This is a genomic window from Mesorhizobium sp. L-2-11, assembly GCF_016756595.1.
Classification (GTDB): domain Bacteria; phylum Pseudomonadota; class Alphaproteobacteria; order Rhizobiales; family Rhizobiaceae; genus Mesorhizobium.
Window position 1 is genome coordinate 667,973 of sequence record NZ_AP023257.1, and the last position, 26,805, is coordinate 694,777.

General features: G+C 63.2%; 30 protein-coding genes and 1 pseudogene. 14 read left to right on the forward strand and 17 right to left on the reverse strand.

The annotated features are described in order from the left end of the window. Positions 1 to 30 precede the first annotated feature (30 nt). From JG739_RS03135 to JG739_RS03150, 4 genes are read left to right on the forward strand one after another with little or no spacing between them, the layout of a single operon-like run. A complete protein-coding gene (locus JG739_RS03135) occupies positions 31 to 729 on the forward strand; it encodes a CerR family C-terminal domain-containing protein (protein WP_202365198.1) in 699 nt (232 codons plus the stop codon). Then, positions 726 to 1,679, forward strand: a complete 954-nt coding sequence (locus tag JG739_RS03140) for an HlyD family secretion protein (protein WP_202365199.1) — start codon at positions 726 to 728, stop codon at positions 1,677 to 1,679. Before JG739_RS03135 ends, JG739_RS03140 begins: the two co-directional genes overlap by 4 nt. After that, on the forward strand, positions 1,676 to 2,596 hold the full coding sequence (locus JG739_RS03145) for an ABC transporter ATP-binding protein (protein WP_202365200.1): 921 nt from the start codon (positions 1,676 to 1,678) through the stop codon (positions 2,594 to 2,596). Before JG739_RS03140 ends, JG739_RS03145 begins: the two co-directional genes overlap by 4 nt. Positions 2,597 to 2,604: 8 nt before the next feature. Next, positions 2,605 to 3,741, forward strand: a complete 1,137-nt coding sequence (locus tag JG739_RS03150; protein WP_202367320.1) for an ABC transporter permease — start codon at positions 2,605 to 2,607, stop codon at positions 3,739 to 3,741. Positions 3,742 to 3,795: 54 nt separating this feature from the next. Here JG739_RS03150 and JG739_RS03155 read toward each other — a convergent pair whose 3' ends face one another. From JG739_RS03155 to JG739_RS03165, 3 genes are all read right to left on the reverse strand, one after another. Then, the gene (locus JG739_RS03155) at positions 3,796 to 4,458 is read right to left on the reverse strand and encodes a glutathione S-transferase family protein (protein WP_202367321.1); all 663 of its coding nucleotides are present in this window, start codon (positions 4,456 to 4,458) and stop codon (positions 3,796 to 3,798) included. 39 nt (positions 4,459 to 4,497) lie between these two features. Beyond that, positions 4,498 to 5,475, reverse strand: a complete 978-nt coding sequence (locus JG739_RS03160; RefSeq protein ID WP_202365201.1) for a threonine ammonia-lyase — start codon at positions 5,473 to 5,475, stop codon at positions 4,498 to 4,500. A 240-nt stretch (positions 5,476 to 5,715) separates the two neighbouring features. Then, positions 5,716 to 6,039 carry a hypothetical protein gene (locus JG739_RS03165; RefSeq protein WP_202365202.1) on the reverse strand — a complete coding sequence of 108 codons (324 nt, stop codon included), beginning with the start codon at positions 6,037 to 6,039 and terminating at the stop codon, positions 5,716 to 5,718. A 175-nt stretch (positions 6,040 to 6,214) separates the two neighbouring features. Here JG739_RS03165 and mbfA point away from each other — a divergent pair, with 175 nt between their 5' ends. After that, the gene (mbfA, locus tag JG739_RS03170; RefSeq protein WP_202365203.1) at positions 6,215 to 7,198 is read left to right on the forward strand and encodes an iron exporter MbfA; all 984 of its coding nucleotides are present in this window, start codon (positions 6,215 to 6,217) and stop codon (positions 7,196 to 7,198) included. 171 nt (positions 7,199 to 7,369) lie between these two features. Here the strand turns inward: mbfA and JG739_RS03175 are convergent, their stop codons facing one another. From JG739_RS03175 to JG739_RS03185, 3 genes are all read right to left on the reverse strand, one after another. After that, complete coding sequence (locus tag JG739_RS03175; RefSeq protein ID WP_202365204.1) at positions 7,370 to 7,714, reverse strand: antibiotic biosynthesis monooxygenase family protein; 345 nt, start codon at positions 7,712 to 7,714, stop codon at positions 7,370 to 7,372. Next, a complete protein-coding gene (locus JG739_RS03180; RefSeq protein WP_202365205.1) occupies positions 7,711 to 8,043 on the reverse strand; it encodes an NIPSNAP family protein in 333 nt (110 codons plus the stop codon). The genes JG739_RS03175 and JG739_RS03180 overlap by 4 nt, the downstream gene beginning before the upstream one ends. A gap of 99 nt (positions 8,044 to 8,142) precedes the next feature. After that, positions 8,143 to 8,370, reverse strand: a complete 228-nt coding sequence (locus tag JG739_RS03185; RefSeq protein WP_202365206.1) for a DUF1127 domain-containing protein — start codon at positions 8,368 to 8,370, stop codon at positions 8,143 to 8,145. Positions 8,371 to 8,438: 68 nt separating this feature from the next. Here JG739_RS03185 and JG739_RS03190 point away from each other — a divergent pair, with 68 nt between their 5' ends. Next, positions 8,439 to 9,113: an ArsR/SmtB family transcription factor gene (locus tag JG739_RS03190; RefSeq protein WP_202365207.1), complete on the forward strand. Its 675-nt coding sequence runs from the start codon at positions 8,439 to 8,441 to the stop codon at positions 9,111 to 9,113. A gap of 262 nt (positions 9,114 to 9,375) precedes the next feature. On the opposite strand, the pseudogene ligD reads toward JG739_RS03190, so the two are convergent. Further along, positions 9,376 to 10,419, reverse strand: a pseudogene (gene ligD, locus JG739_RS03195) (DNA ligase D); the annotation flags it as partial. A gap of 45 nt (positions 10,420 to 10,464) precedes the next feature. Continuing rightward, complete coding sequence (locus JG739_RS03200; protein WP_202365208.1) at positions 10,465 to 10,971, reverse strand: YciE/YciF ferroxidase family protein; 507 nt, start codon at positions 10,969 to 10,971, stop codon at positions 10,465 to 10,467. 397 nt (positions 10,972 to 11,368) lie between these two features. On the opposite strand from JG739_RS03200, the gene JG739_RS03205 reads away from it, so the two are divergent. Beyond that, positions 11,369 to 11,515: a hypothetical protein gene (locus tag JG739_RS03205; RefSeq protein ID WP_202365209.1), complete on the forward strand. Its 147-nt coding sequence runs from the start codon at positions 11,369 to 11,371 to the stop codon at positions 11,513 to 11,515. A gap of 295 nt (positions 11,516 to 11,810) precedes the next feature. On the opposite strand, the gene JG739_RS03210 is transcribed toward JG739_RS03205, so the two are convergent. Next, a complete protein-coding gene (locus tag JG739_RS03210; protein WP_202365210.1) occupies positions 11,811 to 12,263 on the reverse strand; it encodes an Lrp/AsnC family transcriptional regulator in 453 nt (150 codons plus the stop codon). A gap of 118 nt (positions 12,264 to 12,381) precedes the next feature. Here JG739_RS03210 and JG739_RS03215 point away from each other — a divergent pair, with 118 nt between their 5' ends. Further along, complete coding sequence (locus JG739_RS03215) at positions 12,382 to 13,377, forward strand: nucleoside recognition domain-containing protein (protein WP_202365211.1); 996 nt, start codon at positions 12,382 to 12,384, stop codon at positions 13,375 to 13,377. A gap of 109 nt (positions 13,378 to 13,486) precedes the next feature. Here JG739_RS03215 and JG739_RS03220 read toward each other — a convergent pair whose 3' ends face one another. From JG739_RS03220 to JG739_RS03230, 3 genes are all read right to left on the reverse strand, one after another. Beyond that, positions 13,487 to 13,849: a DUF1850 domain-containing protein gene (locus tag JG739_RS03220; RefSeq protein WP_202365212.1), complete on the reverse strand. Its 363-nt coding sequence runs from the start codon at positions 13,847 to 13,849 to the stop codon at positions 13,487 to 13,489. Then, positions 13,846 to 15,948 (reverse strand): TRAP transporter permease, encoded by a 2,103-nt coding sequence (locus JG739_RS03225; RefSeq protein ID WP_202365213.1) that lies wholly within the window; start codon positions 15,946 to 15,948, stop codon positions 13,846 to 13,848. The genes JG739_RS03220 and JG739_RS03225 overlap by 4 nt, the downstream gene beginning before the upstream one ends. A 180-nt stretch (positions 15,949 to 16,128) precedes the next feature. Further along, on the reverse strand, positions 16,129 to 17,088 hold the full coding sequence (locus tag JG739_RS03230) for a TAXI family TRAP transporter solute-binding subunit (protein ID WP_202365214.1): 960 nt from the start codon (positions 17,086 to 17,088) through the stop codon (positions 16,129 to 16,131). Positions 17,089 to 17,330: 242 nt separating this feature from the next. On the opposite strand from JG739_RS03230, the gene JG739_RS03235 reads away from it, so the two are divergent. Together JG739_RS03235 and JG739_RS03240 are read left to right on the forward strand one after the other, a co-directional pair. Next, positions 17,331 to 17,684: a YciI family protein gene (locus JG739_RS03235; RefSeq protein ID WP_202365215.1), complete on the forward strand. Its 354-nt coding sequence runs from the start codon at positions 17,331 to 17,333 to the stop codon at positions 17,682 to 17,684. Continuing rightward, positions 17,684 to 18,934, forward strand: coding sequence for an RNA polymerase sigma factor (locus tag JG739_RS03240; RefSeq protein WP_202365216.1), 1,251 nt, complete (start codon positions 17,684 to 17,686; stop codon positions 18,932 to 18,934). The genes JG739_RS03235 and JG739_RS03240 overlap by 1 nt, the downstream gene beginning before the upstream one ends. Before the next feature lie 327 nt (positions 18,935 to 19,261). On the opposite strand, the gene cysK is transcribed toward JG739_RS03240, so the two are convergent. The 4 genes from cysK to hrcA form a co-directional block, all read right to left on the reverse strand. After that, positions 19,262 to 20,242, reverse strand: a complete 981-nt coding sequence (gene cysK / locus JG739_RS03245) for a cysteine synthase A (protein WP_202365217.1) — start codon at positions 20,240 to 20,242, stop codon at positions 19,262 to 19,264. A gap of 188 nt (positions 20,243 to 20,430) precedes the next feature. Continuing rightward, positions 20,431 to 21,048: a LysE family translocator gene (locus tag JG739_RS03250; protein WP_202365218.1), complete on the reverse strand. Its 618-nt coding sequence runs from the start codon at positions 21,046 to 21,048 to the stop codon at positions 20,431 to 20,433. 179 nt (positions 21,049 to 21,227) lie between these two features. Next, a complete protein-coding gene (locus JG739_RS03255; protein ID WP_029347942.1) occupies positions 21,228 to 21,425 on the reverse strand; it encodes a hypothetical protein in 198 nt (65 codons plus the stop codon). Between the two features lie 83 nt (positions 21,426 to 21,508). Further along, positions 21,509 to 22,624 carry a heat-inducible transcriptional repressor HrcA gene (gene hrcA, locus JG739_RS03260; protein WP_202365219.1) on the reverse strand — a complete coding sequence of 372 codons (1,116 nt, stop codon included), beginning with the start codon at positions 22,622 to 22,624 and terminating at the stop codon, positions 21,509 to 21,511. A 136-nt stretch (positions 22,625 to 22,760) separates the two neighbouring features. Between hrcA and rph the strand changes: the two genes are divergently transcribed. The 4 genes from rph to hemW are packed head-to-tail and all read left to right on the forward strand — an operon-like array spanning position 22,761 to position 25,717. Beyond that, entirely contained in the window at positions 22,761 to 23,477 is a 717-nt protein-coding gene (gene rph / locus JG739_RS03265; protein WP_202365220.1) for a ribonuclease PH, read from the forward strand. Between the two features lie 7 nt (positions 23,478 to 23,484). After that, on the forward strand, positions 23,485 to 23,895 hold the full coding sequence (locus JG739_RS03270) for a VOC family protein (protein WP_202365221.1): 411 nt from the start codon (positions 23,485 to 23,487) through the stop codon (positions 23,893 to 23,895). Further along, positions 23,895 to 24,557 (forward strand): RdgB/HAM1 family non-canonical purine NTP pyrophosphatase, encoded by a 663-nt coding sequence (rdgB, locus tag JG739_RS03275; RefSeq protein ID WP_202365222.1) that lies wholly within the window; start codon positions 23,895 to 23,897, stop codon positions 24,555 to 24,557. Before JG739_RS03270 ends, rdgB begins: the two co-directional genes overlap by 1 nt. Further along, positions 24,554 to 25,717 (forward strand): radical SAM family heme chaperone HemW, encoded by a 1,164-nt coding sequence (gene hemW / locus JG739_RS03280; RefSeq protein WP_202365223.1) that lies wholly within the window; start codon positions 24,554 to 24,556, stop codon positions 25,715 to 25,717. The genes rdgB and hemW overlap by 4 nt, the downstream gene beginning before the upstream one ends. 28 nt (positions 25,718 to 25,745) lie before the next feature. Here the strand turns inward: hemW and JG739_RS03285 are convergent, their stop codons facing one another. Beyond that, on the reverse strand, positions 25,746 to 26,651 hold the full coding sequence (locus JG739_RS03285) for an adenylate/guanylate cyclase domain-containing protein (protein ID WP_202365224.1): 906 nt from the start codon (positions 26,649 to 26,651) through the stop codon (positions 25,746 to 25,748). Positions 26,652 to 26,805 lie beyond the last annotated feature (154 nt).

Below are 26,805 nucleotides of genomic sequence, written 5' to 3' on the forward strand. Positions count from 1 at the left end.
TTAATCATTCGATTGATTAAATTGTGGATCATGAGCAAACCGACAAACGCCAAAATTCCGCGCCGCGAGGCATCCCCCGCCGACATGACGCGTGCGGCACTTGTTCGCGCAGCGCTGAAGCTGTTCGGACGCCAGGGTTTCGACGGCACCTCGACGCGCGAGATCGCGGCTGAGGCCAGGGCCAATATCGGCTCGATCGCCTATCATTTCGGCGGCAAGGAAGGGCTTCGCAACGCAGCGGCCGATTATATCGTCGACACCATCCAGACCATTGCCGGCCAGGCGATCGGCAATCCGCTGGCGCCAGACAACCCTGACGCGGCGCGGGCGCAACTGTTCACCGCGTTGGAGCGGATGGTTGCTTTCATTGTGGCAAGGCCGGAGGCCGGCGAGATCGTGCAGTTCGTCCTGCGTGAGCTGTCGCATCCGACGGCGGCACTCGACCGCATCTATGACGGCGTGTTCGAGCCGACGCATCGCCGGCTCTGCCTGATCTGGGAGCAGGCGACGGGCGAGGCGGCCGAAAGCGAGGCTACCCGACTCACCGTGTTCACGCTGATCGGCCAGGTCGTCTATTTCCGCATCGGCCGCGAGGCGGTTATGCGCCGCATGGGCTGGCGCGCGATCGGCGATGCCGAGGCCACCAAGATCGCGGCAGCAGTGACGGATAATCTCAGCGCGATTTTGGCTCGGCGTCATTTAACCGACCGGAAGGATCGTAGGTCATGAGTTTTCTCTGCTCGCTGCCGCTCGCCGCCCTGCTTTTCAGTGCCTGCGCACCGGCGCCGCCGCTCGCCGTCGGCTATGTCGAGGGCGACTATGTGCTGCTCGCGCCGATCGAGGTGGCGCAGGTCGAGACGATTTCGGTCAAGCGCGGCGACCGCGTCACGCCGGGCGCGCCGGTGGTGACGCTGGAAAGCGCCGACGCAAAAATAGCCGTCGCGCAAGCCGAAGCGGCCCTTGCCCAGGCCCAGGCGCAACTTGCCGACCTGCAGGTCGGCAAGCGGCCGGAAGAGATTGAGGTGCTCAAGGCGCAGGTCGACATGGCCAAGGCACAAGCCGCCGACGCCAAACGCAGATACACCCGCGCCAGCGATTTGTTCAAACGCGGCACCGGCACCCAGGCCGATTACGATACGGCTTCCGCGACGCTGGAAATTGCCAACGCGCAGCTCGGCCAGGCGCAAGCCAATCTTGCAGTCGGCGGTCTGCCGGCGCGGTCCGAGACGATCAAGGCCGCCGACAATCAGGTCAAGCAGGCGCAATCGGCGCTGGAGCAAGCGCGCTGGCGGCTGGCGAAGCGTGTGCTGGCGGCGCCTTCGCCCGGCCGCATCAACGATGTGATCCGCTATCCCGGCGACACCGCCGGGCCGACCGCGCCGGTCATTTCGATTCTGCCGGACGGCGCAGTGAAGCTCAGCGTCTATGTGCCGGAAAGCGCGTTCTCGTCGGTGGAAGTCGGCATGCTGCTCAACGTCCATTGCGACGGCTGCGGGCCGGACGTGAAGGCTCGCGTCAGCTACGTGTCGCCGGACCCGGAATTCACACCGCCGGTGATCTACTCGCTCGAGACCCGGCAGAAGCTGGTCTATCTGGTCGAGGCGCGGCCGGAGGGCGACGCCGGTGCGCTGCGACCGGGGCAGATCGTCGATGTCGAACTGGCGGATATCGGCAAATGAACGTCATCGACGTCCACGGCCTGGTCAAGCGTTTTGGTGACAAGACCGTCGTCGACCATGTGACGATGACGGTGGCCGAGGGCGAGATCGTCGGCTTCCTCGGCCCCAACGGCTCTGGCAAGACGACGACCATCCGCATCATGTGCGGCCTGCTGACGCCGGATGAGGGCGAAGGCACGGTGCTCGGCTTCGACATCCGCACCGACAGTCTGAGGATCAAGCGCGAAGTCGGCTATATGACGCAGAAATTCTCGTTCTACGAGGATTTGACCATCGCCGAAAATCTGGAATTCGTCGCGCGGCTCTATGGGCTGAAGCCGCTCAACGAGCATGTCGCCAGGACGCTGGAGGATCTTGGCCTCACCTCGCGCAAGGACCAGTTGGCCGGCACGCTGTCCGGTGGCTGGAAGCAGCGGCTGGCACTGGCCGCCTGCATCATGCACAAGCCCAGATTGCTGCTGCTCGACGAGCCGACGGCGGGCGTCGATCCGAAGGCGCGGCGTGAATTCTGGGACGAGATCCATCGGCTGGCCAGCGGCGGGCTGACCGTGCTGGTCTCCACGCATTACATGGACGAGGCAGAGCGCTGCCACCGCATCGGCTACATCTCCTACGGCAGGATGCTGGCCACCGGCACGGTCAACGAGGTGGTCAGCAATGCCGGGCTGACGACCTTCGTGGTGCAGGGTCCGCGGCTTGACCAGGTCGCTGCCGCACTCAGCGGCCGGTCCGGTGTCGACCAGGTGGCGCCGTTCGGCGCGACGCTGCATGTCGTCGGTTCCGACAAGGCGGCGCTTCAGGCGGCCCTCTCCGATGTCGAGAAAGACCACAACGGCGTCACGGTGACGCCGGGCGAGACCAGCCTGGAGGATGTGTTCATCCAGTTCATGTCCGGCTCGAAGGACAATATGGGATGAAAAACGGGATAAACAGCGTCTTTTCCTTCGCCAGGCTCGGTGCCTTGCTGATCAAGGAGTTCATCCAGATGCGGCGCGACCGCATCACCTTCGCCATGATGCTGGGCGTGCCGCTGATGCAGTTGGTGCTGTTTGGCTATGCCATCAACAACGATCCGAAGAGCCTGCCGGCAGCCCTGGTGGCGATGAGCAGCGATCCCTATACGCGAGCCATGGTTTCGGCGCTGCAGACCACCGGCTACTACCGCTTCGACCATGTCGCGCAAAGTGCCGCCGAGGCGGAATTCCTGATGGCGCGTGGCGACGTCGCCTTCGTCGTCACCATTCCCACCGATTTTGCCCGGCGGGTCGAGCGCGGCGACCAGCCGCAAATCCTGATCGAGGCTGATGCGACCGACCCCGCCGTCGCCAGCGGCGCGATTTCGACGCTCGGCACCGTCGCCAACCAGGCGCTGCTCAGGGCGCGCGGCATGCAGGAGACGGCTGCCGAAGCTGCCCGAGGCCAGCTCGAAGTGGTGGTGCACCGACGCTACAATCCGGAAGGCATCTCGCAATACAACATCGTGCCCGGCCTGCTCGGCGTCATCCTGCAGATGACGATGGTGATGATGACCTCGATCGCGCTGACGCGCGAGACCGAGCGCGGCACGATGGAAAACCTTCTGGCGATGCCGTCCAGCCCGCTCGAAATCATGCTGGGCAAGGTGCTGCCCTATCTGGTGGTCGGCGCCGTGCAAGTGGTGGTGGTGCTGGCAGCGGCCAAGCTGCTGTTTGGGGTTCCCTTCACCGGGTCGTTGTCGCTGCTGCTCGCCGCGGTTCTGGTCTTCGTGCTGGCGCTGGTGCTGCTCGGCTACACCATCTCGACGATGGCGCGCACGCAGATGCAGGCACTGCAACTCACCTTCTTCTTCTTCCTGCCGTCGATCCTGTTGTCGGGCTTCATGTTCCCCTATCGCGGCATGCCGGGCTGGGCGCAGATCTTCGGCGAGATCCTGCCGCTGACGCATTTCCTGCGCATCATCCGCGCGGTGATGCTGAAGGGCGCCGACCTGCCGGCGGTCGCAACCGAAATCGGCTGGCTGGTGGTGTTCGTGGCGCTGTTTGCCGGCGTGGCGCTGGTGCGGTTCCGCCGGACGCTGGATTAGGATCCAACTCGAGTAGCTCACGCAAATGGCCGAGATGTCAGCTTGGATGCCTGATCATTCGGATCGAGGTTCATGCGGGCTTCCCCGGACCGGCGGCAACTCAGGCGCATCCAGCCCTTGGAAAGGATCGCGCCAGGCGTCGATCTCTTCAAGTTGGCGATACCAGCGACTGACCGCAGGATAATCGTCGAGCGGCAATCTGGCGACATCGTTGAAAGGCAGAAACGTCGCCATTCGAAAGTCGGCATAGGAAACCGAGTTTTCGACCAGCCAGTCTCGCTCGGAAAGCGCGGCCTCAAGGATTGCAGCGGCCGTGCGAAAGTCTCTCAGCGCCTCCTCAACCCGGTGCTGATCGATCGGGCCAATCCCATAGCGCTGCTTGGTGCCGCGTTCGAAATGCACGACATCGCAAGCTCTTGCAAAATTCTCTTTACCCCAACTGAGCCATCGGATCAGCTCGGGTTCGTCGTCGCCGGTGCGCCAGAAATCTGAATGCGCGTCGCGTGATAGCCGGCAGGCTATGGCGTCAGCCTCCCAGAGGCTGTTTCCCGAGCCTACGAGTATCGGCAATGAAAGGTTGGGATTTAGCAGGCGATATCGCTCAGCCTGCCCAGGAGCGAAGGGCGATGCGAACTCAAACTCGACCTTTGCGTCGAGATAACGTGCCACGGCGACCGCCAGGCGAGGATTGGGATTACGGCTGAAGAGCAGTTTCATTCCGTGTCTGCCTTTGAGTGGTGCCGGTTCGGTCGCCACCTAGGCCGCCGCCATGATCTCCGCATAGGTGCCGAAATCGACATTGCCGCCGGACAGCACCACGGCGACGCATTTGCCTGATAGCTCGATCTCGCCCGATGACAGCGCGGCCAGCCCGACGCAGCCGCCGGGCTCGACCACCAGCTTGAGATGGGCCATGGCGTCGCGCATCGCCTGTGCCGCCGCTCTGTCGGACACGGCAATGCCGCCGGCGAGATTCCTGCGGTTGATCTCGAAGGTGATCGCGCCCGGCTCGGTGGTGAGGAGCGCGTCGCAGATCGAAGTGTGGCCGGGTTCGATCGGAACCCGGGCACCTCTGGCCAGTGAACGACAGGTGTCGTCGAAATGCTCGGGTTCAACCGCCCAGACGGCTGTGCCCGGCGAGGCGTCCTTGATGGCGATGGAGATGCCGCTGCTCAGTCCGCCACCGCCGCAGGGGATGACGACCGCGTCGAGGCTCACCCCGAGCGCTTTCGCCTGCGCCATCAGTTCGAGGCCGATCGTTCCCTGGCCGGCGATGATGGCCGGATCGTCGAATGGCGGCACCAGGACCATGCCCCGTTCCATGTACGGGCGAACCACCGCCATGCGATCGTCGCGAAACCGATCGAACGGAACCACTTCGGCGCCCATTTTCCTGACATTACCGACCTTAATCGCCGGTGCATCGGTGGGCATGGCGATAACCGCCCTGACGCCAAACATCGCCGCCGACGCGGCGACGCCTTGCGCATGGTTGCCCGACGAGAAGGCGACGACGCCGCGGCTGCGCTGCTCATCGCTGAGCCTCGACAGTTTGTTGTAGGCGCCGCGGAACTTGAACGAGCCGGTACGCTGCAGCGTCTCCGGCTTGAACAGGATCCTGGCGCCGAAACGCTTGTTCAGTTCCGGCGATTCGACCAGCGGCGTTTCGACGATCAAGCCGGACAATCGCATTGCTGCGCGGTGGATATCGGCGATGCCGGGAGGGGTGGTCATGGTGAGGTCCTGCAGAATGAGACCGCCCATGGTGCACGGAAAACCAGGCCGCGCACCACTGGAAAAATGTGACCGTTACAATTCGTGGATTGCGAGAAGAGCGTGGTGCCTTCATCAGCGCCCCGACATTTGCGATTGGCCGAAGCCTCCCCAACTTCGTCATCCTAGGGTCTGCGCTCCGCTTCGCGTTCGCTCCGCCCTAGGATGACGAAGGCAGGATATCTTTTCCCCGACCACTCCTCACCCCAAAAGCGTCCGTTGCCGTTTGGCGCCACCCATCTTGCGCCAGGTGTTGAAGCGATGGGTGGCGGCGGCGAAGGATATCTTCATCTGCTGGGCAACCGAATAGCGCGACTTGCCCTCATCGAACAGGCGGTAGCAGCATTCGACGCCCTCCTCGGTCAGCTTGCCGTCGGGGGCCTTGTTGTGCGGATTGGCCGGGTCGAATTTTTCGGCCTGCTGCTCGACCAGCCCCTTCAGGCGCTGCAGATCGGCCTCGATGTTGGCGATCAGGTCGAGAACGGGTTTTGGGTCAAATGCATGGGTGGGCTGTTTTGCCGGCATCCGGATTCCTTTCTCTTGGCTTAAGCCCCAGCTATATAGGTGAACATTCGCCAATAATGAAGGGCTGGCGGAGGATGCCCGCAGCCATGAATTTGAACCTCCGGCTACGAGCGCGATTGACCAACGCTGCGCCAAACCCTAGTTTAGAACTATTCTAAACTAGGGCGGATCTCTCATGCTTTCCCGTGTTTTCGGTATTGGTCGCCGTCCCTTCGAGTCGCTCTCGGAGCAAGAGATCCTGGCGCTCGCCATCTCTTCCGAAGAGGATGACGGGCGTATCTATCGCGCCTATGCCGACGGGCTGGCGGATAGGTTTCCGCATTCGGCCAAAGTGTTCGAGGAAATGGCGGAGGAGGAGGACGGCCATCGCGACTCGCTGATCGAGCTTCACCGCGAGCGTTTCGGCGAGCGCATTCCGCTGATCCGGCGCGAGCATGTAAAGGGCTATTACGAGCGCAAGCCCGACTGGCTGGTCCGGCCGCTCGGCATCGAGCATGTGCGCAGCCAAGCCGAGTCGATGGAGCGTCAGGCCTACCTGTTCTACGTCGAGGCGGCGAAACGCACCAGCGATGCCTCGACACGAAAGCTGCTCGATAATCTGGCGGTGGCCGAACAGGGCCACGAGACGCTGGCGCAGCGGCTGGAGCAAAAGCATGTGCCGGGCGCGGCGAAGGCCGAGGAAGCAGCCGCCGAGCAGCGCCAGTTCATCCTGACCTATGTGCAGCCGGGACTGGCCGGGCTGATGGACGGATCAGTGTCGACGCTGGCGCCGATCTTCGCCGCCGCCTTCGCCACGCACGACACGTTCCAGACCTTCCTGGTCGGGCTTGCCGCCTCGATCGGCGCCGGCATCTCGATGGGCTTCACCGAGGTCGCCTCCGACGACGGCAAGCTGTCGGGCCGCGGCTCGCCGGTCAAACGCGGCATCACCACGGGCGTCATGACCGCGCTGGGCGGTCTCGGTCACGCCTTGCCCTACCTCATTCCGTATTTCTGGACCGCGACAATTCTCGCGGTGGTGGTGGTGTTCTTCGAACTATGGGCGATCGCCTTTGTGCAGAACCGTTATATGCAGACGCCGTTCTGGCGCGCCGCCTTTCAGGTGGTGCTAGGCGGCGGATTGGTGTTCGCGGCGGGCGTGCTGATCGGGAATGCCTAGCTCGCAGCCCTCTTGCCTTCTCCCCTTGTGGGAGAAGGTGGATCGGCGCGCAGCGCCGAGACGGAAGAGGGGTGCTGCCTGGAGTGCCGTCCTTGCCAAGCTGGAACACCCCTCATCCGTCGCCTTCGGCGACACCTTCTCCCACAAGGGGAGAAGGAAGAGCCGCCCCACTCACCCGTTCGCCGCCCGGCTGTCCTCAGGCGCCTCGGCCCGTTCGGTCAGGCCATAGTCGCGCACGACATGGGCGATGCGCAGACGATAGTCGGCAAAGATGCCGCCGCGGCCGGCCTTCTGCGCCCGCCTATGTTCCTCCGTGTTGCGCCAGGCCTTCACCGCTTCCTCGTCACGCCAGAACGACAGCGACAGGATGCGGTTCGGGTCGACAAGGCTCTGGAAGCGCTCGATCGACAGGAAGCCGTCGATGCCGTCAAGCAACGGACGCAGGTCGGCGGCTAGTCCGAGGTAGGCGTCGCGCTTGCCCGCTGCCGGCTCGACCTCGAAGATGACAGCGATCATGATTTCACCAACGAGGCATGCGGCCCGGAAGCGAGCTTCAGGAACATGCGATCTTCCCTGAGGATAAATTTCTCACGCCGCGCGAATTCGTAATTGGCCTTGCCTGCTGGATCGGTGGCGAGCCTGGTGCGATAGGCCTCGTAGGCTGCCAGGCTGTCGATGTTGTAGGCGGCGTAGGCTGTCGTGGCCGAGCCCTCATGCGGCGCGAAATAGCCGATCAGATCGGCGCCGCAGCGCGGAATCGCCTGGCCCCAGTTGCGGGCATACTCCTCGAACGCCGCCTTGCCGAACGGGTCGATCTCGTAGCGGATGAAGCAGGTGATGGTCATCTTTTGTCTCCTAGACGGGTGGATGCATTCTTGCGCCGACAGTTCGAGCGGTGTCGAAACATTCTGTGGTTCTAGTGTGCTAGGCAATTTCCACGCTGGTCACGCTTGCCAGAAGTACTTCGCGCATTCGCGGCGAACGTCTTCCGGCGTCATGCCAAGATCGCGCAGAAGGTGCTCGTCAATCTCGGCGAGGTCGAGGCGTTGCAGATGGCGATCGTACCACCGCGCCAGCAGCCGCAGACGAACCCGGCGCAATATCATGAACGGAGACGGCCGACGGCCGAAGCGGCTGACAAGCACGGTGTAGGGAACGGTTCTTGCGGTCATCGTCGTCTCCTTGATCTCAGCGGAGGATAGTGGTTATCTGACTTTAATGCTTCGATGAGGAACGAACTATGCGTGAAGGACCCGACATAGCCCGCATCGCCAGCCTGGTCGGCGATCCGGCGCGGGCAAACATGCTGACCGCGCTGATGGGTGGCACGGCATTGACGGCGAGCGAACTGGCGCTCGAGGCCGGCGTGTCGCTGCCGACCGCAAGCTCGCATCTGTCGAAGCTGATGGAGGGTGGGCTGCTGACGCTGGCAAGCCAGGGGCGGCATCGCTACTACGGGCTCGCCGGGCCGCAGGTGGCTGGCATGATCGAGGCGATCACCGGCGTGGCCGCTGCGGTCGGACCGCAGCGGGTGCGGCCGGGCCCGCGCGACGCCGCCATGCGCGTGGCGCGGGTCTGCTACGACCACCTTGCCGGCGAGCAGGCCGTGGCAATGCTCGACCGTCTTGTCGCTCGACAAGTCCTCCTGCGCCACGACAAGGAGATCCGGCTCGGGCCGTCGGCCGCCTCGCATTTCGCCGCGATCGGCATCGATGTCGAGAGCAAGGCGCGGCGACCGGTGTGCCGGGCTTGCCTCGACTGGAGCGTGCGGCGCTCGCATCTGGCCGGCACGCTGGGTGCGGCCATTCTCGACAAGATCCTTTTGGAAAAATGGGCGCGGCACGAGAAAGACAGCCGCGCGGTGATCTTCTCGCCGATGGGGAGGCAGGCCTTCGAGAAGGTGTTTCTGGCCTGATGGTTGCCGGCGCTGGTTTCGCGACGCCCTTGGCGAGCAAGACGTCGGCGAGACGGCGCCTCTGCCTACCGGGCATCTTCCCCACTAGGGGGAGATCGGCAGCTTCGCCGTCCAGCTTTTTTCAGCGTTAGTGGTTGGCGAAAGCGGGGATGACGGCCAATCTCCCCACTCGTGGGGGAGATGTCCGGCAGGACAGAGGGGGGCGCGAAGGATCGCCGGCGCTTGTTCTCGCGTTCGCTCAGCCTGGGACGAAGCCAGTGAATTACCCGCGCTTGAGTGGCTTGCCCTGCTTGAAAAAATCCACCCAGGGATCGGCTTTCGCCAACTGTTTCAGCGTCGTCTTGTCGCCGATCGGAAATGCGTTCGGCGCGAGCCCCGCTTCAATTTCCGCCCAGGTCGCCGGCATCGATACCGTAGCGCCTTTCTTGGCACGCGACGAATAGGGCGCCACCGTGGTCGAGCCGCGTCCGTTGCGCAGATAGTCGACGAAGATCTTGCCGGTGCGCGCCTTCTTCGACAGCGTCGCCGTATATCGATCAGGGGCGGCCTGCTCGAGGGCACGGGCGAAATCATGGGCGAAGTCCTTCGCCTCATCCCAATCCGCCGACGGTTTCAGCGGCACGACGACATGGTAGCCCTTGCCGCCCGACGTCTTGACGAAATTCGGCAATGACAGCGCATCGAGCCGGCCGTGAATTTCAAGCGCCGCCGCGCGCACCGCTTTTACGTCGACGCCTTCGTCGGGATCGAGATCGAAGATGATCTGGTCCGGCTTGTCCAGTTCATCGATGGTGCAGCCCCAGATATGGATCTCGACCACGCCGAACTGGACCAAGGCAGCGACACCGTCGAAATCGCGGATGAACAATATCTCCTCGCCGTCGGTCGGATCCTTCATCCTGGCGATTTTTTTGTGCATGCCGGCCGACGCATGCTTCTGGAAAAAGCGTTGGCCGTCGACGCCGTCCGGCGCGCGCACCAGGCTGAGCGGCCGATTGACGACGAATTGCTGCATGCGCGGCCAGACCGATGCGTAATGGTCGAGCAGGCCCTGCTTCGATACTTTCTCCTGCGGCCACAGAAGCTTGTCAGGATGAGAAAGCTTTACGACGGTGTCCGCCGCCGCTGCGGATTTGACAGAGGTGGTTTGCTCGCCCTTGCCCCCGGCAGGCTTTGCCTTGGTGTCGGCCTTGCCTGAGGATACTTTCGGCCTTTCCTGCACGACTTCCTCCGCCGGTTTGTCCTCGCGCGCGCAATCCCTGGAGCGGGGCGTGGCGCACTATACGGTCGACGTCCAGGTACGGAAAGTGAGGCAAGGCCGGGTTGCCCGACATTGCCTCGATCAAAAGTGCTACTCGGCGGCCTGAAGGTTGACCTTGGCTTCGGCGATCTCGGTAAGCTTGCGGTCGGTCGCCTGCTCTTCCTTGATGTTGTTGGCCAGCACATTGGCACAGTCGGTGCGGCCAAGCTGCTTGGCCCAGGCGATCAGCGTGCCGTAACGGGTTATCTCATAATGCTCGACCGCTTGCGCAGATGCGATCAGGGCAGCGTCGAGAACGTCCTTGTCGTCGATGTCGCCGCTGATTTCATCGGCTTCCTCGAGAATGCCGTCGATGGCCGGGCAGTTGACCGTCTTGGCCTTCACGCCATGCAGTTCGAACACCTTCTCGACCCGATCGATATGGCCTTTGGTCTGGCCGAGATGCTTTTCAAAGCCGGCTTTCAGCTGCGGGTCGGTCGCCTTGTCGATCATCTTCGGCAGTGACTTCTCGATCTGTTTCTCGGCGTAATAGATGTCGCGCAGCGTGTGGACGAAGAGGTCGTCCAGCGTCTTGATGTCTTTCGAAAAGAAACCCATGGCTTTGCCTTTCCATTGTTCTTGCTGTGTTGGGGGTTCCGGCGGCGGTTCCGCTCGGAAGCCGCTGGGCCGGGTTGGTCCGGCTCTCAGCATCAACGTGCTTCTATCGGACGGGTTCCTGGCTTTCCGAGTAAGCAGGGAAAATTCGCGGCACCGGCCAAGTTGAAACACAAGCGCGTCGGAGCGACATCCAAACGAAACATATGTGATGCAAAAGTCACACTAGCGAGAATGCCGACGAACTGCATGGAAAGACCCCGAATCAGCCGCATTCCAGCCACGAACCAAGGCCTTTTTGAGCAAAGATTAACATCGTGTTCACCGAGTATTCACGCCTCGACGCTATGATCCCACGCAATTCGGAAGGGACATCCGAACTCGGGACAGGGACAGGGAAATGAACTTCTTGACGCACCTCATCGGCTACGCTGCCGCCATCCGCGAATTCGTCGCGCCGACCTATCGGCCGGAGCGCTATTACATGCGCGGCCCAGGCCCCGCTTGCGCACGCCGCGGCAACACGCTCGGCATCAGCACGCACTGATGACGACCATGGAAAGCCGTCACGACAGCCGGATATGCAGGCCGGCCGCCGATCACCGTGCGACCACCTATCGCACGGAGCGTCCTGGGCTCGCCGACAGGCGGCGTGCGACATCGCCAAGGGTCTGAGATTCCAGAATTTTGAGATTCCAGGGTTTTGAATTCCGGGGCTTCGGGATTCTGGGGCTTTGATCTCGCCGCCGGCAAGCTAAGTGCCGTTTTACACCAGGCAGCCGGGACTCGCGTCACCGCCCAGCAACTGCGAGATCCCTTCCGCCGAGTTGGCCTCCGAAAATCTAGAGCGAGATTGCGGTCGTCTCCTTGGCGGTTCGAATCACAAACATGGTGTAATACCGCGCGACATTGGTCCGATCCCGAAACAGCCGCTCGCACAGGGCGTCGAACTCTTCCATATCTGTCAGGCGCAGCATAAGGACAGCGTCGGTCGAGCCGCTGACGCTGTAGGCCTGGATCACCGCTGGTTCCAAGGCGGCAAGCTCGAGGAAGCGGCGCATGTGTTGCTCGCCGTGGCGCTCCAGCTCGACCGTGACGATAGCCTTCATTCCCCTGCCGGCCTTGGCCGGATTAAGAAGCGCGACAACACGGTCGATGACACCGGCTGACTTGAGCCGCCGTATGCGGCGCAAGCAGCTGGAGGGCGAAAGCCCAACCTCCGCCGCCAGGTCGGCATTGGTTCGCGAAGCGTCTTTTTGCAAAAGTTTGAGAAGCTTCCTGTCGATCCGGTCCATTCCGGTCCTCCGTCGTCGTCCTCCGGTCTGCAATTCTATTGCACAAGTCCGCAAATTCTGACCACAAATGCGAACCGTCTCACGCTAGTCATTTGGCGTCAGTCACGGAGATATCGCCATGGCAGTGCAGGCCGCCCTCTGTCGAAGGACGCTGGAAACACTTGAAATCTATTGGGAATTGGTCCGCATCATCGTTCCGGTCACGATAGTCACACAGATCCTGCAGGATCTTGGTGTCATCCGGACGATCTCTCCATTCTTCGCGCCTCTCATGACGCTGGTTGGACTGCCTCCCGAGCTCGCTCTTGCTTGGCTGACGGGATTGCTGGTGGGAATTTGGGGCGCGGTGGTGACCGTGTTCACGCTGGCGCCGGTTTCGACGTTGAGCACCGCCGACATGACCGTTCTTTCAACCCTTTTGCTGTTTGCGCATGCCATTCCGATTGAACAACGCATCATTCAGAAGGTTGGGCCAGGCTTCGTGGCCACTGCAGCACTTCGTATTGGCGGCGGACTGATCCTCGCCATGCTCCTGCACCGGATATTCGCAGCAACCGGATGGCTGTCTGAGCCGCTGAAGCCCGCGTGGATACCAATGAGCGAAGGCACTGATTGGAGCAGTTTTCTTCTAAGCATGCTCAAAACCCTGGCAACAATGCTCGTCATTCTCCTCGCACTGAGCTGGCTGATCGAGCTACTCAAGATGTCGGGCATCCTGGGTTGGCTGAACAAGGGGCTTGCGCCGCTCTTTCGCCTTGCCGGCATCCAGCCACAAGCGGTGCCGTTCACTGCGGTCGGTCTGCTTCTTGGAATTTCCTATGGCGCGGGACTGCTGATCCGCGAGGCGCGCACGACCAGCGTAGAGCCGCGCCAGATCTTCCTCGCTTGCGTGTTCATGGGCTTTGCCCACAGCCTCATAGAGGACACGCTGGTTGTCGTCGCTCTGGGTGCAGACTTCACCAGTGTGTTTTTCGTTCGCCTGATCTTTGCCGTGCTCGCAACCGCGTTGATCGCCCGGGCAATCAGTTCGGCTTCCGATATTCTGTTTTTCAAAGCATTTTTCCACAAGGAAGAACGTCGGCTTGCTCAGTCGGAGCCTGGATTTGGCGGCTAACGATGAAGCATCTTCGGCCAGCGGCTGTGCCCTGCACTCGACATCCGACAAACTCGGCAGGATGAGGTGCCGCACCCGCCTTGCCGATCGTCCACTACCGCGGCTGGCTCTAACCTTCGCATGGCTTCAGTACGGTCGTGTCGCCTGCCGCCTTGCCCAGTTCGCGGCAGCCCTGAACCGTGCACAGCGTCCAGCCTTCACCCGTCGCGCCGGAGGCCGCGAGCACCAGGCGCCGCTGCGGGGCCAAATTGAGTTTATAGACCCACCAACCGTCGCGCAGCACCGAGCCATCCGGCGGTTCCATGCCGGCGCCCGAGCCCTCGATCCCTGCCTCGGCGATCTCTAAGCCGGAAGGCGTCACCTTCCAGTCCTCCTGCCAATGCGTTTTTTCCATCGAATGCGTCCAGGCGAGCGTGAAGGCGGCCACCGTGAGTGTCACAGTCTTGCCGGCGGCGAGGATACAGAGGCTCATGCGGTGCCGGTGGCCTGCCGCGCACGCCAGCAGTGCCAGCCGATCAAAGCGACAGAGAGTGCCCAGCCGGCTTCGTCGGTGACAGGCAGTGCGGCAACCAGCAACACGCCGGCGGCGAAGGCGACGAGGCGTTCCCACCAAGCCATGCGCCTGAAAAGGAACCCGACGGCGGCTGCGCCCCACAGGGCAATACCCATGCACGCTTTGGCGACGATATAGGCGACCTCGACGGGATAGCCGAACTGGGCGGCGATCGGACCCGGGTCCTGCAGCATCAGCGCCGGGGTATAGACCGCCATGAACGGCACGACGAAGCCGGCGACGGCAAGCTTGGTCGCCTGGATGCCGATCTTGAGGCCGCTCTCCTTGGCCATCGGCGCGGCGGCGAAGGCGGCCAGCGCCACCGGCGGAGTGAGGTCGGCCATGATGCCGAAATAGAAGACGAACATATGGCTGACCACCAGCGGCACGCCGAGTGACAGCAGCGCCGGCCCGGCGAGCGACGAGGTGATGATGTAGTTGGGGATCGTCGGTATGCCCATGCCGAGCACCAGGCAGGTGAGCATCGTCAGCAGCAGCGACAGGAACAGATTGTTCTCGCCGATGGAGATGATCCAGCCGATGAAGGTCGAGGCGATGCCGGTGAGCGTCAAGGTGCCGATGACGACGCCGACGATGGCGCAGGCGATGCCGACCGGCAACGCGTTCTTTGCTCCCTCGGCAAGCGAGTCTATGCATATCTGCAGCGTCTCGCGTCCGCCCCTGAAGGTGACGCAGGCGATTACCAGCCCGGCGATGACAAAACTCAGGATGTTGACGCCGAACCTCATGAAAGAGGCGGCGGCAAGCCCTAGCGCCAGCCAAAAGACGATGCGGAAGGCAAGCGGCCCGATCAAAGCCGCCAGCGGCGTGCCGAGGATGAGCACGATGGTCAGCGCCAGCCCCATGGTGCCGGCGAAGATCGGCGTATAGCCGGCAAACAGCAGATAGATGAGCGCGGCCAGCGGCAGCACCAGCGGCCAATGTCTTCTCACCGCGTGCCACGGATTGGGCAGGTCCGCCTTGGCCATGCCCTGCAGGCCGGCCTTGCCGGCTTCGAGGTACACCTGCCAGAAGCAGGCACCGAAATAGAGCAGCGCCGGGATGATCGCTGCCTTGACCACCTCGGCATAGGGGATGTTCAGCGTCTCGGCCATGATGAAGGCGACCGCGCCCATCACCGGCGGCATGATCTGGCCGCCCATCGACGAGGTCGCCTCGACCGCGCCGGCGAAAGCCGAACGGAAGCCGAAGCGCTTCATCAGCGGGATGGTGAACTGGCCGCTGGCCACCACATTGGCGACACCGGAGCCGGAAATCGTACCCATCAGCGCCGAGGACAGAACGCAGACCTGGGCCGGCCCGCCGCGCCACGTGCCGACCAGGCCAAGCGCGAAATCGTTGAACAGCGCGATCATGCCGGCGCGTTCGAGAAAGGCGGCGAAGACGACGAAAATGAAGATATAGGCGGCCGAGACGTAGACCGGCGTGCCGTAGATGCCTTCGGTGCCAAAGGCGAAGGTGTCGATGAGCTGTGCGAAATCATAGCCGCGATGGATGAAGGGCGGCGGCAGGTGATTGCCGAAGAAAGCGTAGGCGAGAAAGATCAAGGCGATCAGGGCAAGCGGCAGCCCCATCAGCCGCCGCGCGGCCTCGAAGACCAGCACGACCAGCACCGTGCCGACGATCAGGTCCGGCGTGGTAAGGAAGCCGGAGCGCCGGATGAGATCGGCATAGAACACCCAATTGTAGACGCCGGTGACAAAGCCGAGCAGGCCCAGCGTCCAGAATGCTGCTTTTGCCGGTGTACTTGTGGCGCGCAGGTTGGCGATCAGGCCAAAGCCGAGCAGCAGCAAGAAGCCGACATGCATGGCGCGCACCACCTGGCTCGGCAGGCTGCCATAGGCGGCGATGTAGATCTGGAAGACGGAGAAGGCGATGGCGATGAGAAAGGCGGCCTTGCCGGCGATGCCGTCGCCGAAACCCGGCGGCAGGCCTTCGAGCGGGGCTTCGGCGGTGGGGGAAAGAACGGTCGGCGTTTCGGGATGGGCGTCGGTCATTGGCGGGTTCCTGGCGGGGCGCAATCCCTCCCCCTCGAGGGGAGGGTGGACAGCCGCCGAAGGCGGATGGACGGGTGGGGTAATCTCAACTGCCTCGACCTTTGCCTGAATGATGGAGCGCGTCGCCGAGGACCCCTCCCGGCCCTACGGGCCACCCTCCCCTCGAGGGGGAGGGAGCACCTACTTCACCAATCCCTTTTCCTTGTAGTACCGCTCGGCGCCAGGATGCAGCGGAACCGGCATGCCGTCGAGCGCCTTGGCCATGTCGATCGCCTTGGCGGCGGCGTGGGCGGCAGTGAGCTGGTCGAGATTTTCGAACAGCAGCTTGGTCATCTGATAGCCGGTCTCGTCGGAGACGTCGGAATGGGTGATGAGGAAATTGCCGACGGCGGCGGTCGCGACGTCCTCGGTCTGGCCCTCATAGGTGCCCTTGGGAATGGTCACCGCAAGATAGGGCGAGCCGATCTTGGCGACGTCCTGCGCCGGTACGGCGACGACGTTGATCGGCACCGACGTGGCGAGATCGCGGATCGAGGCGACGCCGAGGCCGGCCGATTGCAGCGTGGCGTCGAGTTGGCGGTTCTTGATCAGTTCGACCGATTCGGCGAAGGGCAGATACTCGACCCGTCCGAGATCCTCGTATTTCAGCCCGGCGGCGGCAAAGATGGCGCGGGCGTTGAGCTCGGTGCCGGAGGCCGGCGCGCCGACCGACAGGCTCTTGCCCTTAAGATCGGCAAGTGTCTTGATGCCGGACTCCTTGCTGGCAACGATCTGGATGTAGTTGGGATAGATGGCGGCGATGCCGCGCAGCTTGTCGAGCTTGCCCGGGAAGCCGGCTTCAGTGTTGCCCTCGGCGGCCAGTTTGACGGCGTCGCCGAGCGCGAAGGCGATCTCGCCCTTGCCCTGCTGCAACAAATTGAGGTTCTCGACCGAAGCTTTCGTCGCCTGCACCTGGGTGCGGGCCCCCTCAATGCCCTTGCCGTAGATTTCCGACAGCGCGACGCCGAGCGGATAATAGACGCCCGAGGTGCCGCCGGTCAGCACGTTGATAAATTCCTGCGCCTTGGCCGACACCGCGCCAAGCCCCAACGACAGCGCCAGCGCGCCGGCGGCAATAAACTTCGTCCTGAAATTGAGCATGTGATCTCCTCCCTGAAATATTTGCCACCGCACGACCCGAGGCGAGTTTAGACAGCGGGCGGGAAATGCCAACCCGCAATAATATCCATTAGACGAACGGCTGAGCGATGCCGCAACGCATGGCCGCTTGCGCGATATGCGATCGGAGCCGAAAGATTCTCACAGAGCTTGTCGAAATCGCGCGAGGCCGCGCGACATACGGTCGGCTCGCAACGATGCGGCCGTCGAAAATGGAGAAGACCATGCGATATATGCTTTTGATCTACGCGAACGAAGCCGGGATGGCGGCAGCGCCGGCGGATGCGGTGACCCAGATGTCGAGCGCCTATGTCAGCTACACGGAAGCGTTGAAGAAATCCGGCGCCTGGCTCGCCGGCGACCGGCTGAAGCCGACCCAATCCGCCACTTCGGTGCGGGTAGCCGACGGCAAGACCAACGTGCTCGATGGCCCCTATGCCGACACCAAGGAACAGCTTGGCGGTTTCTACATGATCGAGGCGGAGGACGTCGACGCGGCGATTGCCTGGGCGGCGCGCTGCCCGGGTGCCAGCACCGGCACCGTGGAGGTGCGGCCGATCTGGGAACTGACCATGTGATGTCGGAACAGCCCGACACCGCGCGGGCGGCGGCGGAAGCGGCCGCCCGGCAAAGCTACGGCAAGCTGGTCGCCTATCTGGCCGCGCGTACGCGCGACGTGGCCGGCGCCGAGGACGCGCTGGCCGACGCCTTTGCGGCGGCGCTGGAGCGCTGGCCGCAAACCGGCGTGCCGCAGAAGCCAGAAGCCTGGCTGCTAGCGGTGGCGCGCCGACGCCGCGTCGACGCGATCCGGCGGCGGCTGACCAGCGAGGCAGGCCGCGACCATCTCAGGCTGATCGCCGAGGAGATCGAGGCCCGCATGCCCGATGAAGACCTGCCCGACGAGCGGCTGCGGCTGATGTTTGCCTGCGCCCATCCGGCGATCGAAGCCGGCATACGCGCGCCGCTGATCCTGCAGACCATTCTGGGCTTCGACGCAGCGACGATCGCCTCGGCCTTCCTCGTGTCGCCGGCAACGATGGGCCAGCGCCTGGTGCGCGCCAAAAGCCGCATCCGCGAGACCGGCATCCCATTCCGGGTGCCTGAAAGAACCGAGCTCGGCGAGCGGTTGGATGCGGTGCTGGAAGCGATCTACGCCGCGTTTGCCGAAGGCTGGTCCGACCCGGCCGGCACCGAAACGCGGCGTCGAAATCTCGCGACCGAAGGCATCTGGCTAGGCCGGCTGGTGACGTCGCTGATGCCGGAAGAGCCGGAAGCGCTCGGCCTGCTGGCGCTGATGCTGTTTGCCGAGGCGCGGCGTGCGGCGCGGCGCAACGCAGCCGGAGACTATGTGCCATTGGCCGAGCAGGAGCTTGCGCTGTGGGACGGCGCCTTGATCGACGAAGCGGAGACGTTGCTGAAGTGCGCCGCGACCAAGGGCGTTGTCGGCCGCTACCAGCTCGAGGCAGCCGTGCAATCCGCCCATACGGCAACCCGGCTGAGCGGCCGGACTGACTGGGCCGCGATCAAACAGCTCTATGATGCGCTGTCGGTGATTGCCGGCTCGCCGGTTGTATCGATCAACCGCGCGGTGGCCATCGCCGAGGCCGACGGCGCCGCGGCGGGATTGAGCGCACTTGACGAGCTTGGCGACGACAAGCGGCTGCATGATTATCAGCCTTACTGGGCCGCCCGCGCGGGCCTCCTGGCCAGGCTCGGCAAAACTCGGGAAGCGGCCGAGGCCTACAACCGGGCGATCGGTCTCGAACGGGATCCAGCCGTGCGCCGGTTCCTGCAGGAACGGCGGGCAGGGCTCGCAGCCGAAGAATGAGGTCCGGAAAAGGCCGGGGTCAGACATGATCCGATGTTTTGGGGTCTAGGGCCGAGCGCTGGCGCCGCCCCTCATTGCCCTGCCGGGCATTTCTCCCCGTAAACGGGGAGAAAGAGGCTGGTCGCGGTGTCGGCACTTTTTTCTGCAACGATTTTCTGCAACGCTGGCGATTGGCGAAGCCGTCAAAATGAGAGCGCCCCTCGCCCACGTTTACGGGGAGAGGATGCCAGCAGGCAGGTGAGGGGCAGCGCCGGCTTCGACAATTAGCGGGCGATACGGAAGCGTAGGAAAACCGCAACCGCAGGCCGGCACAAATACCAATATGCCCTAAGCCCCCAGCCCTTCGAACAGGATCGTCGACAGATAGCGTTCGGCGAAGGACGGAATAACGACCACCAGGTTCTTGCCCTCATTCTCCGGCCGCGAGCCGACGACGATCGCCGCCTGCAGGGCAGCGCCCGACGAGATGCCGACCGGCACGCCTTCGAGGCGGGCGACGAGCCGCGCATTGGCGACCGAATCCTCGTTGGAGACCTTGACGATCTCGTCATAGATGGTCGTGTCGAGGATCTTCGGCGCGAAGCCGGCGCCGATGCCCTGGATCTTGTGTGGGCCGGGCTGGCCGCCCGACAGCACCGGCGAGGCTTCCGGCTCGACGGCGACGACATGCACGGAGGGCTTACGCTGCTTCAGCACCTGGCCGACCCCGGTGATGGTGCCGCCGGTGCCGATGCCGGCGACGAAGATGTCGACTTCGCCATGAGTGTCGTTCCAGATTTCCTCGGCAGTGGTGCGGCGGTGAATTTCCGGATTGGCGGGATTTTCGAACTGCTGCGGAATGATGGCGTCGGGCAGCGTCGCAGCCAACTCGTCGGCCTTGGCGATGGCGCCTTTCATGCCTTTCGGCCCTTCGGTCAGCACCAGCTCGGCGCCGAGCAGCGCCAGCATCTTGCGGCGTTCGACCGACATGGTTTCCGGCATGGTCAGGATCAGCTTGTAGCCCTTGGCAGCGGCGGCAAAGGCGAGCGCGATGCCGGTGTTGCCCGAGGTCGGCTCGATCAGCGTGGTCCTGCCGGGCGCAATCCTGCCCGATGCCTCCAGCGCCTCGATCATCGAGACACCGATGCGATCCTTGACCGAGCCGATCGGGTTGAAGAATTCGAGCTTGGCCAGCAGATTGGCGACGATACCCTTTTCATTGGCGAATTTGTCGAGCCGCACCAGCGGCGTGTCGCCAATCGTCTCGGTGATCGAATTGTAGATGCGGCCGCGGCCGGGCATGTGCGCGGTGGTGGCGGGCTTGTTCATTGGTTTCGCTCCCAAGAGTTAGGCGGGCAAGAGTCAGACGGGCAAGAGTCAGGCAGCTAAGTCTCGACCAGGCAGGATAAAGCCTTCGGCCGCGCAAGCTAGTCTGCCGTTTGAAAATATCCGAGTGGGTCGAATGCTGAAAACACCCTCGCCCCCCGGGAAAAGCATTCAGCCGAGGCCAAAACTGGCTATTGCCGGGCGGCGATCGCAGCCGCAGCTCCAACCATGAAACCGGCGGCGGTGCGGTTCAGCGCCCTCAGCGCGCTCGGCGACTTCAGGAACCCGCGCGCTTTGGCCGCCAGCGCCAGATAGGGCACCAGCACCATCAGGAGCACGACGAGCGTCAGACCGACGAGGATGCCGTAGTCGGCTAGCGTAATGGTCTTCAGATCGACGATGGTCGGCGTGATGGCGAGATAGAAGATCATTGTCTTCGGATTGCCGAGCGTAACGGCGAGGCCGGCAATAAAGCTCGACACCAGCCCGCCCCTGCCTTTCTTCGCCTGCACGGTTTCGGGCGTGATGCCGCTCGTCCAGAAGCGCCAGCCAAGGAACGCGAGATAGGCGACGCCCAGCCATTTAATCGCCAGGAAGGCCATGCCGAAGGTCTGTGCGACGAGAGCGAGGCCAAGCACCACGGCGGTGAGATAGATGAGATCGCCGAGCATCAGCCCGAAGGACATGGCGAGCGCCGAGCGAAAGCCGGATCCGAGCGCACGCGCAATAAGCGCGGTCAACCCCGGGCCAGGGATGGCGGCGGCGATGCCGAGCGCCGCGCTATAAGCGAGGAATCCGGTGAGGGTCATGGTTTCGGCCTTAGCGCATGAAGACTGAACCTTGTCGCACAAAGGCGGGCAGGCGTGTACTCCCTGAGAGTCGGATTCGATTGCACCACGCCGCCGGCCGGGCGAACTCACCGATCAAGTTCCGCTTTGAGTGGTTCGCCACGGAGAGTTGAAGCAAATCGACCGTTTTGGTCGTCGCCTCAATTTCCGGCCGCGTAGAAATCGTCGTCGAGGCGCTTTTCCAGCGCGACGAGATCGGCCGGCAGCGGCAGGCCCATGGCGCGCATTTCCCTCAGCTTTTCGCGCAGCTGCTCCTGCACTTCATGCTGATCCTCGGGCTGGTTGATCATCTGCTCGAGCAACAGGCTGATCTGAGCCTTGAATGATTCCAGCGCCATTTTTTTCTCCTTGAGGTTGCCTTAAGCGTGTCGCGCTGGAAGGGTTTCGTGCGACGCGCTTCGGTTTTTTTGGGCGACATGCATTATCGCAGCATGCGGGAAATAAGCTGCGCGGTATAGTCGACCATCGGCACGATGCGTGCATAGTTCAGCCGGGTCGGGCCGATGACGCCGAGCGCGCCGATGACGCGGGCGTCCTTGTCGCGATAGGGCGCCACGACCAGCGACGAGCCCGACAGCGAAAACAGCTTGTTTTCCGAGCCGATGAAGATGCGCACCCCGGAGCCTTCCTCGGCGAGGTCGAGAAGCTGGATCAGCCCGTCCTGCGTCTCCAGATCCTCGAACAAATGCCGCAGCAACTCGATGTCGGCCTGGGCGGTGACATTTTCCAGCAGATTGGCGCGGCCGCGCACGATGAGACGCGCAGGCAAGCCGCTCTCGGCGCCTGCCCAAACCGCAAGGCCCTTCTCGACCAATTCCTGCGACAGCGTGTCGAGGGCGGCCTTGGTTTCTTCCTTGATGCGGGCGATCTCGACCCGCGCCTCGGCCAGCGTGCGACCGCGGATATGGGCGTTGAGGAAATTCGAGGCTTCGTGCAGTTGCGAGACAGTGATGCCGGCAGGCAGGTCGACAACACGGTTTTCGACATCGCCGTTCTGCGACACAAGCACGGCCAGCGCCTTGTTCGGTTCGAGCTGGATGAATTCGATATGCTTGAGCGCCACCTCGTTCTTGGCGGCAAGCACGAGGCCGGCGCCGCGCGACATGCCGGACAGCATCTGGCTGGCCTCGGTGAGCATGTGCTCCAGCGTCGCACCAGAGCCGGAGGCGCGCACCTGCGCCTCGATGGCGCGGCGCTCCTCGTCGGAGAGATCGCCAAGCTCCATAAAGGCATCAACGAAGAAGCGCAGGCCGGCCTGGGTCGGCAATCGGCCGGCTGAGATATGCGGCGCGTAGATCAGGCCGAGATGCTCGAGATCGCTCATCACATTGCGGATGGTGGCCGGCGAAAGCGAAGACGGCAGGATACGCGACAGGCTGCGCGAGCCGACCGGCTCGCCGTCCTTCAGATAGGAATCGACAATGCGCCGAAAGATATCGCGCGAGCGCATGTCGAGTGATTGAAGGGCGGGCGATTGAAGCGCGGGTGACTGGAGCGCTGCCGCCGATTGGGAACTGGGATCGACTGCCTTGGTCATTTCGAGCCAAATACCTCCGGCCCAAAGATATAGACTTCGGCCGCGCCCGCGCAACTGGTCCATTTTCCTTTGCGCCTCTCGTCGCGTGCGGCTACAAGCCGGCCACGAATCCTAAAATGACAGGAAAGAAGCCTGAATGCGCCCTTCCAAACGCCAATTCGACGAAATGCGCGCCATCTCCTTTGAGCGCGGCGTCTCCAAGCACGCGGAAGGCTCGTGCCTGGTGAAGTTCGGCGACACCCACGTGCTTTGCACCGCCAGCCTCGAGGAAAAGGTGCCGGGCTGGATGCGCAATTCCGGCAAGGGCTGGGTGACGGCGGAATACGGCATGCTGCCGCGCTCGACCGGAGAGCGCATGCGCCGCGAGGCTTCGGCCGGCAAGCAAGGCGGCCGCACACTGGAAATCCAGAGGCTGATCGGCCGTTCGCTGCGTGCAGTGGTCGATCTGCAGGCGCTGGGTGAGCAGCAGATCACCGTCGACTGCGACGTGATCCAGGCCGATGGCGGCACGCGCACCGCCTCGATCACCGGCGGCTGGGTGGCGCTTTACGACTGCCTGCGCTGGATGGAAGCCCGGCAGATGGCCAGTGTCGCCAAGGTGCTGAAGGACCATGTCGCGGCTGTCTCCTGCGGCATCCACGACGGCCAGCCTGTCATCGACCTCGACTATCTCGAGGATTCATCGGCCGGCACCGACGCCAATTTCGTCATGACCGGCAAGGGCGGCATCGTCGAGATACAAGGCACGGCCGAGGGCGAGCCTTTCTCGGAAGAGCAATTTGCGGCGCTGATGGATTTGGCCAAGAAAGGTATTACGCGACTGGTCAGCCTGCAGCAGATGGCTGTAGCTTAACCCGGTCATGACCCCCTCCGCTATCCTCGAATCAGCGCTGTACGTCACCGACCTCGATGTTGCGGAAAAATTCTACACCGATGTGCTTGGGCTCGATCTGCTGGGCAAGGTCGACGGCAGGCATCTTTTCTTCCGTTGCGGGGACGGCGTGCTGCTTATCTTCAACGCCGAGGCGACCAAGGTGCCGCCGGCGCCCGATGCCAGGCTGAAAGTGCCGCCGCACGGCACGGTCGGCGACGGCCATCTCTGCTTTGCGGCGAGCGCGGACGAGATCGTGCGCTGGAGAGCGCATCTTGAGCGCAAGAAAATCGCCATCGAAAGCGAGTTCGAATGGCCGCAGGGTGGCCGCTCGATCTATATTCGCGACCCCTCCGGCAATTCGATCGAATTCGCAGAACCAAGAATCTGGGGCATCTGATGCATTCGCTTGATGGACATGAGATCGTTGTCGCCAGCCACAATGCCGGCAAATTGCGCGAATTCGCCGATCTGATGGCGCCGTTCGGAATAGAAGCGAAGTCGGCCAAGGACTATGGCCTGCCGGAGCCGGACGAGACCGGCACCACCTTCGAGGAGAACGCCTATATCAAAGCTGTTGCCGCCGCCAAGGCGACGGGTCTGCCGGCATTGTCGGACGATTCCGGCCTGTGTGTCGATGCGCTAAGCGGAGCGCCCGGCGTCTACACCGCCAACTGGGCCGAGGCGCCGGACGGGTCCCGCGACTTCGGCATGGCGATGCAGCGAGCCGAAGTGGCGTTGCAGGAAGTCGGCGCGGTTGATCCTGCGCAGCGCAAGGGTCGCTTCGTCGCCGTCATCTGCCTGGCCTTTCCCGACGGCGCGGCCGAATATTTCCGCGGTGAGGTCGGGGGCACGCTGATATGGCCGCCGCGCGGCGAACTCGGCTTCGGCTACGACCCGGTGTTCGTGCCGGACGGTTTCGAAAAGACCTTCGGCGAGATGACCGCAGAGGAGAAACATGGCTGGAAGCCTGGCCAGCCGACGGCATTGTCGCATCGGGCTCGCGCCTTCCAGAAATTCGCGCTGGCCAGACTGGATTTGGCGCGATCGACCGTGAAATGACCATGCTGCTCGACCGCAGCCCCGGTTTCGGCGTCTACGTTCACTGGCCGTTCTGCGCGGCCAAGTGCCCCTATTGCGACTTCAACAGCCATGTCCGCCACCAGCCGGTCGATCAGGAGCGGTTTGCACGCGCCTTCGAGACCGAGCTTGCGACGATGCGCAACCGCACCGGACCGCGCGAGGTGACCAGCATTTTTCTCGGCGGCGGCACGCCATCGCTGATGAAGCCGCAAACCGTGGCGACGGTGCTGGACGCGGTGGCGAAGAACTGGACAGTGCCCGCCGGCATCGAGGTGACGCTGGAAGCCAACCCGTCTTCGGTCGAGGCCGAGCGCTTTCGCGGCTACCGGGCGGCAGGCGTCAACCGGGTGTCGCTCGGCGTGCAGGCGCTGAACGACAAGGATCTGCGCTTCCTCGGCCGACTGCACAGTGTCGATGAAGCGCTGCATGCAATCGGTCTGGCGCGTGAGATTTTCCCGCGGCTGTCGTTCGACCTGATCTACGCACGGCCCGGCCAGACAGCGGAAGCGTGGCAGGCGGAGCTCGAGCAGGCGATCGGCCACGCCGCCGACCACCTGTCGCTCTACCAGCTGACCATCGAGGAAGGCACGCCGTTCCACGCACTGCATGCGGCCAGGAAATTCGCTATCCCCGACAATGACCATGCCGCCGATCTCTACGCGTTGACGCAGGAGATCACCGCGGCGCATGGGCTGCCGGCCTACGAGATTTCCAACCACGCCAGATCAGGCGCCGAAAGCCGGCACAATCTCACCTATTGGCGCTATGGCGAATATGTCGGCGTCGGTCCCGGCGCGCATGGCCGCTTCGTCGAAAACGGCCGACGCGTGGTGACGATCGCCGAAAGAATGCCGGAAACCTGGGCCAATCTGGTCGAGGCCAAGGGCCATGGCGTCACCGGCGGCGAGATCTTGACGCGCTCGGAAGAGGCAGACGAGTTCCTGTTGATGGGGCTGAGGCTGGCCGAGGGCATCGACCTCTCACGCTACGAAGCGTTTTCCGGCCGCGGCCTGTCGACGGCGCGGCTGTCGGTGCTGCAGGGCGAGGGACTGGTGGCGCCGATCGGCAACGCCCGCCTGCGCGCCACGCCGGCCGGCATGATCGTGCTCGACGCGGTGGTGGCGGATTTGGCGCGGTAAAGCATCGGATCAGGAGCCGCTGGCGCGCCTATTTCAGGCTGAATACCTCGATCGTCTCGGCGCGCCCTTTGACCTCGTGATAGCCGCAGGACCTGAAATAATGTCTGCCTTCAGGCCAGTGCTCGACGAATTGGGCGCTGACCAACAGCGGCTTGTCCAGTTTTCGCGTCAATCCCTCAATACGAAAGGCCAAATTCACGGCATCGCCCAGCGCGGTGTTGATGCCTTTGCCCATGGCGCCGATAGCAACTTCACCGACATGAAGGCCAATGCGGCAGTCGAGTACGATGTCGTGTTGTTCCCTGACCAGTACTCGGGTCGGCGACGTAGCCGCGTCTTCCGCAGCGCGCAGCGCCTGGGCAGCCTGAACCGCACAGACACAGACATCCGCTGCGGTCCCGTGCCAATAAGCAAATACACAATCACCGATGAATTTGTCGATCGAGGCACCGTAGTGCTTCAAGATCACATTGCAGTCCATATACCACTCGGCCAGGAGGGCGGCCACCTGTTCCGGCGATAGCCTTGCGCTAATTCCGGTAAACCCCTTCAAATCAGCAACGAACAGGGTGGCCGGCCGGCTCTTGGGGGCTGCCGGCTTGCCCCATTGCGTTTTTGTGTTCGCCGCTGGCGAATCCAGATCGGGGGCAGTCGTGCCCTGTTCGAAAAGAAAAATCGATCTGCCGAACTGGACGCGATCGCCGGTGTGCAGCACACGCGCGGTTGTCAGCGCCACGTCATTCACATAGCTGCCATTGGCACTGCCGACATCAACAACCCAGTAGTTCGCGCCGTCGCGCCGGATCGTTGCATGCTGGCGCGAAACTTCCCCGTCTGCCAGGCGTATGGTGGCATTTTCGCCACGACCAATCAGGTTGAAATCTCCCAGCTCATAGGCCTCTCTGTTGCTCAGTTCGGTTAAAATTGCCGACATAGTCCTCTCCCGTACGCTCAATCGCGCACGCAGGACCAATACTAACACGGAGCGTTGCGAACAGAGACTGGCGGTCCATCATACAAAAGGAGTTGGTGAAGACGTCCTCTTCGTCTGCAGCCAGAACCGCTTGCGCAGGTCTGGTGCGTCTGCT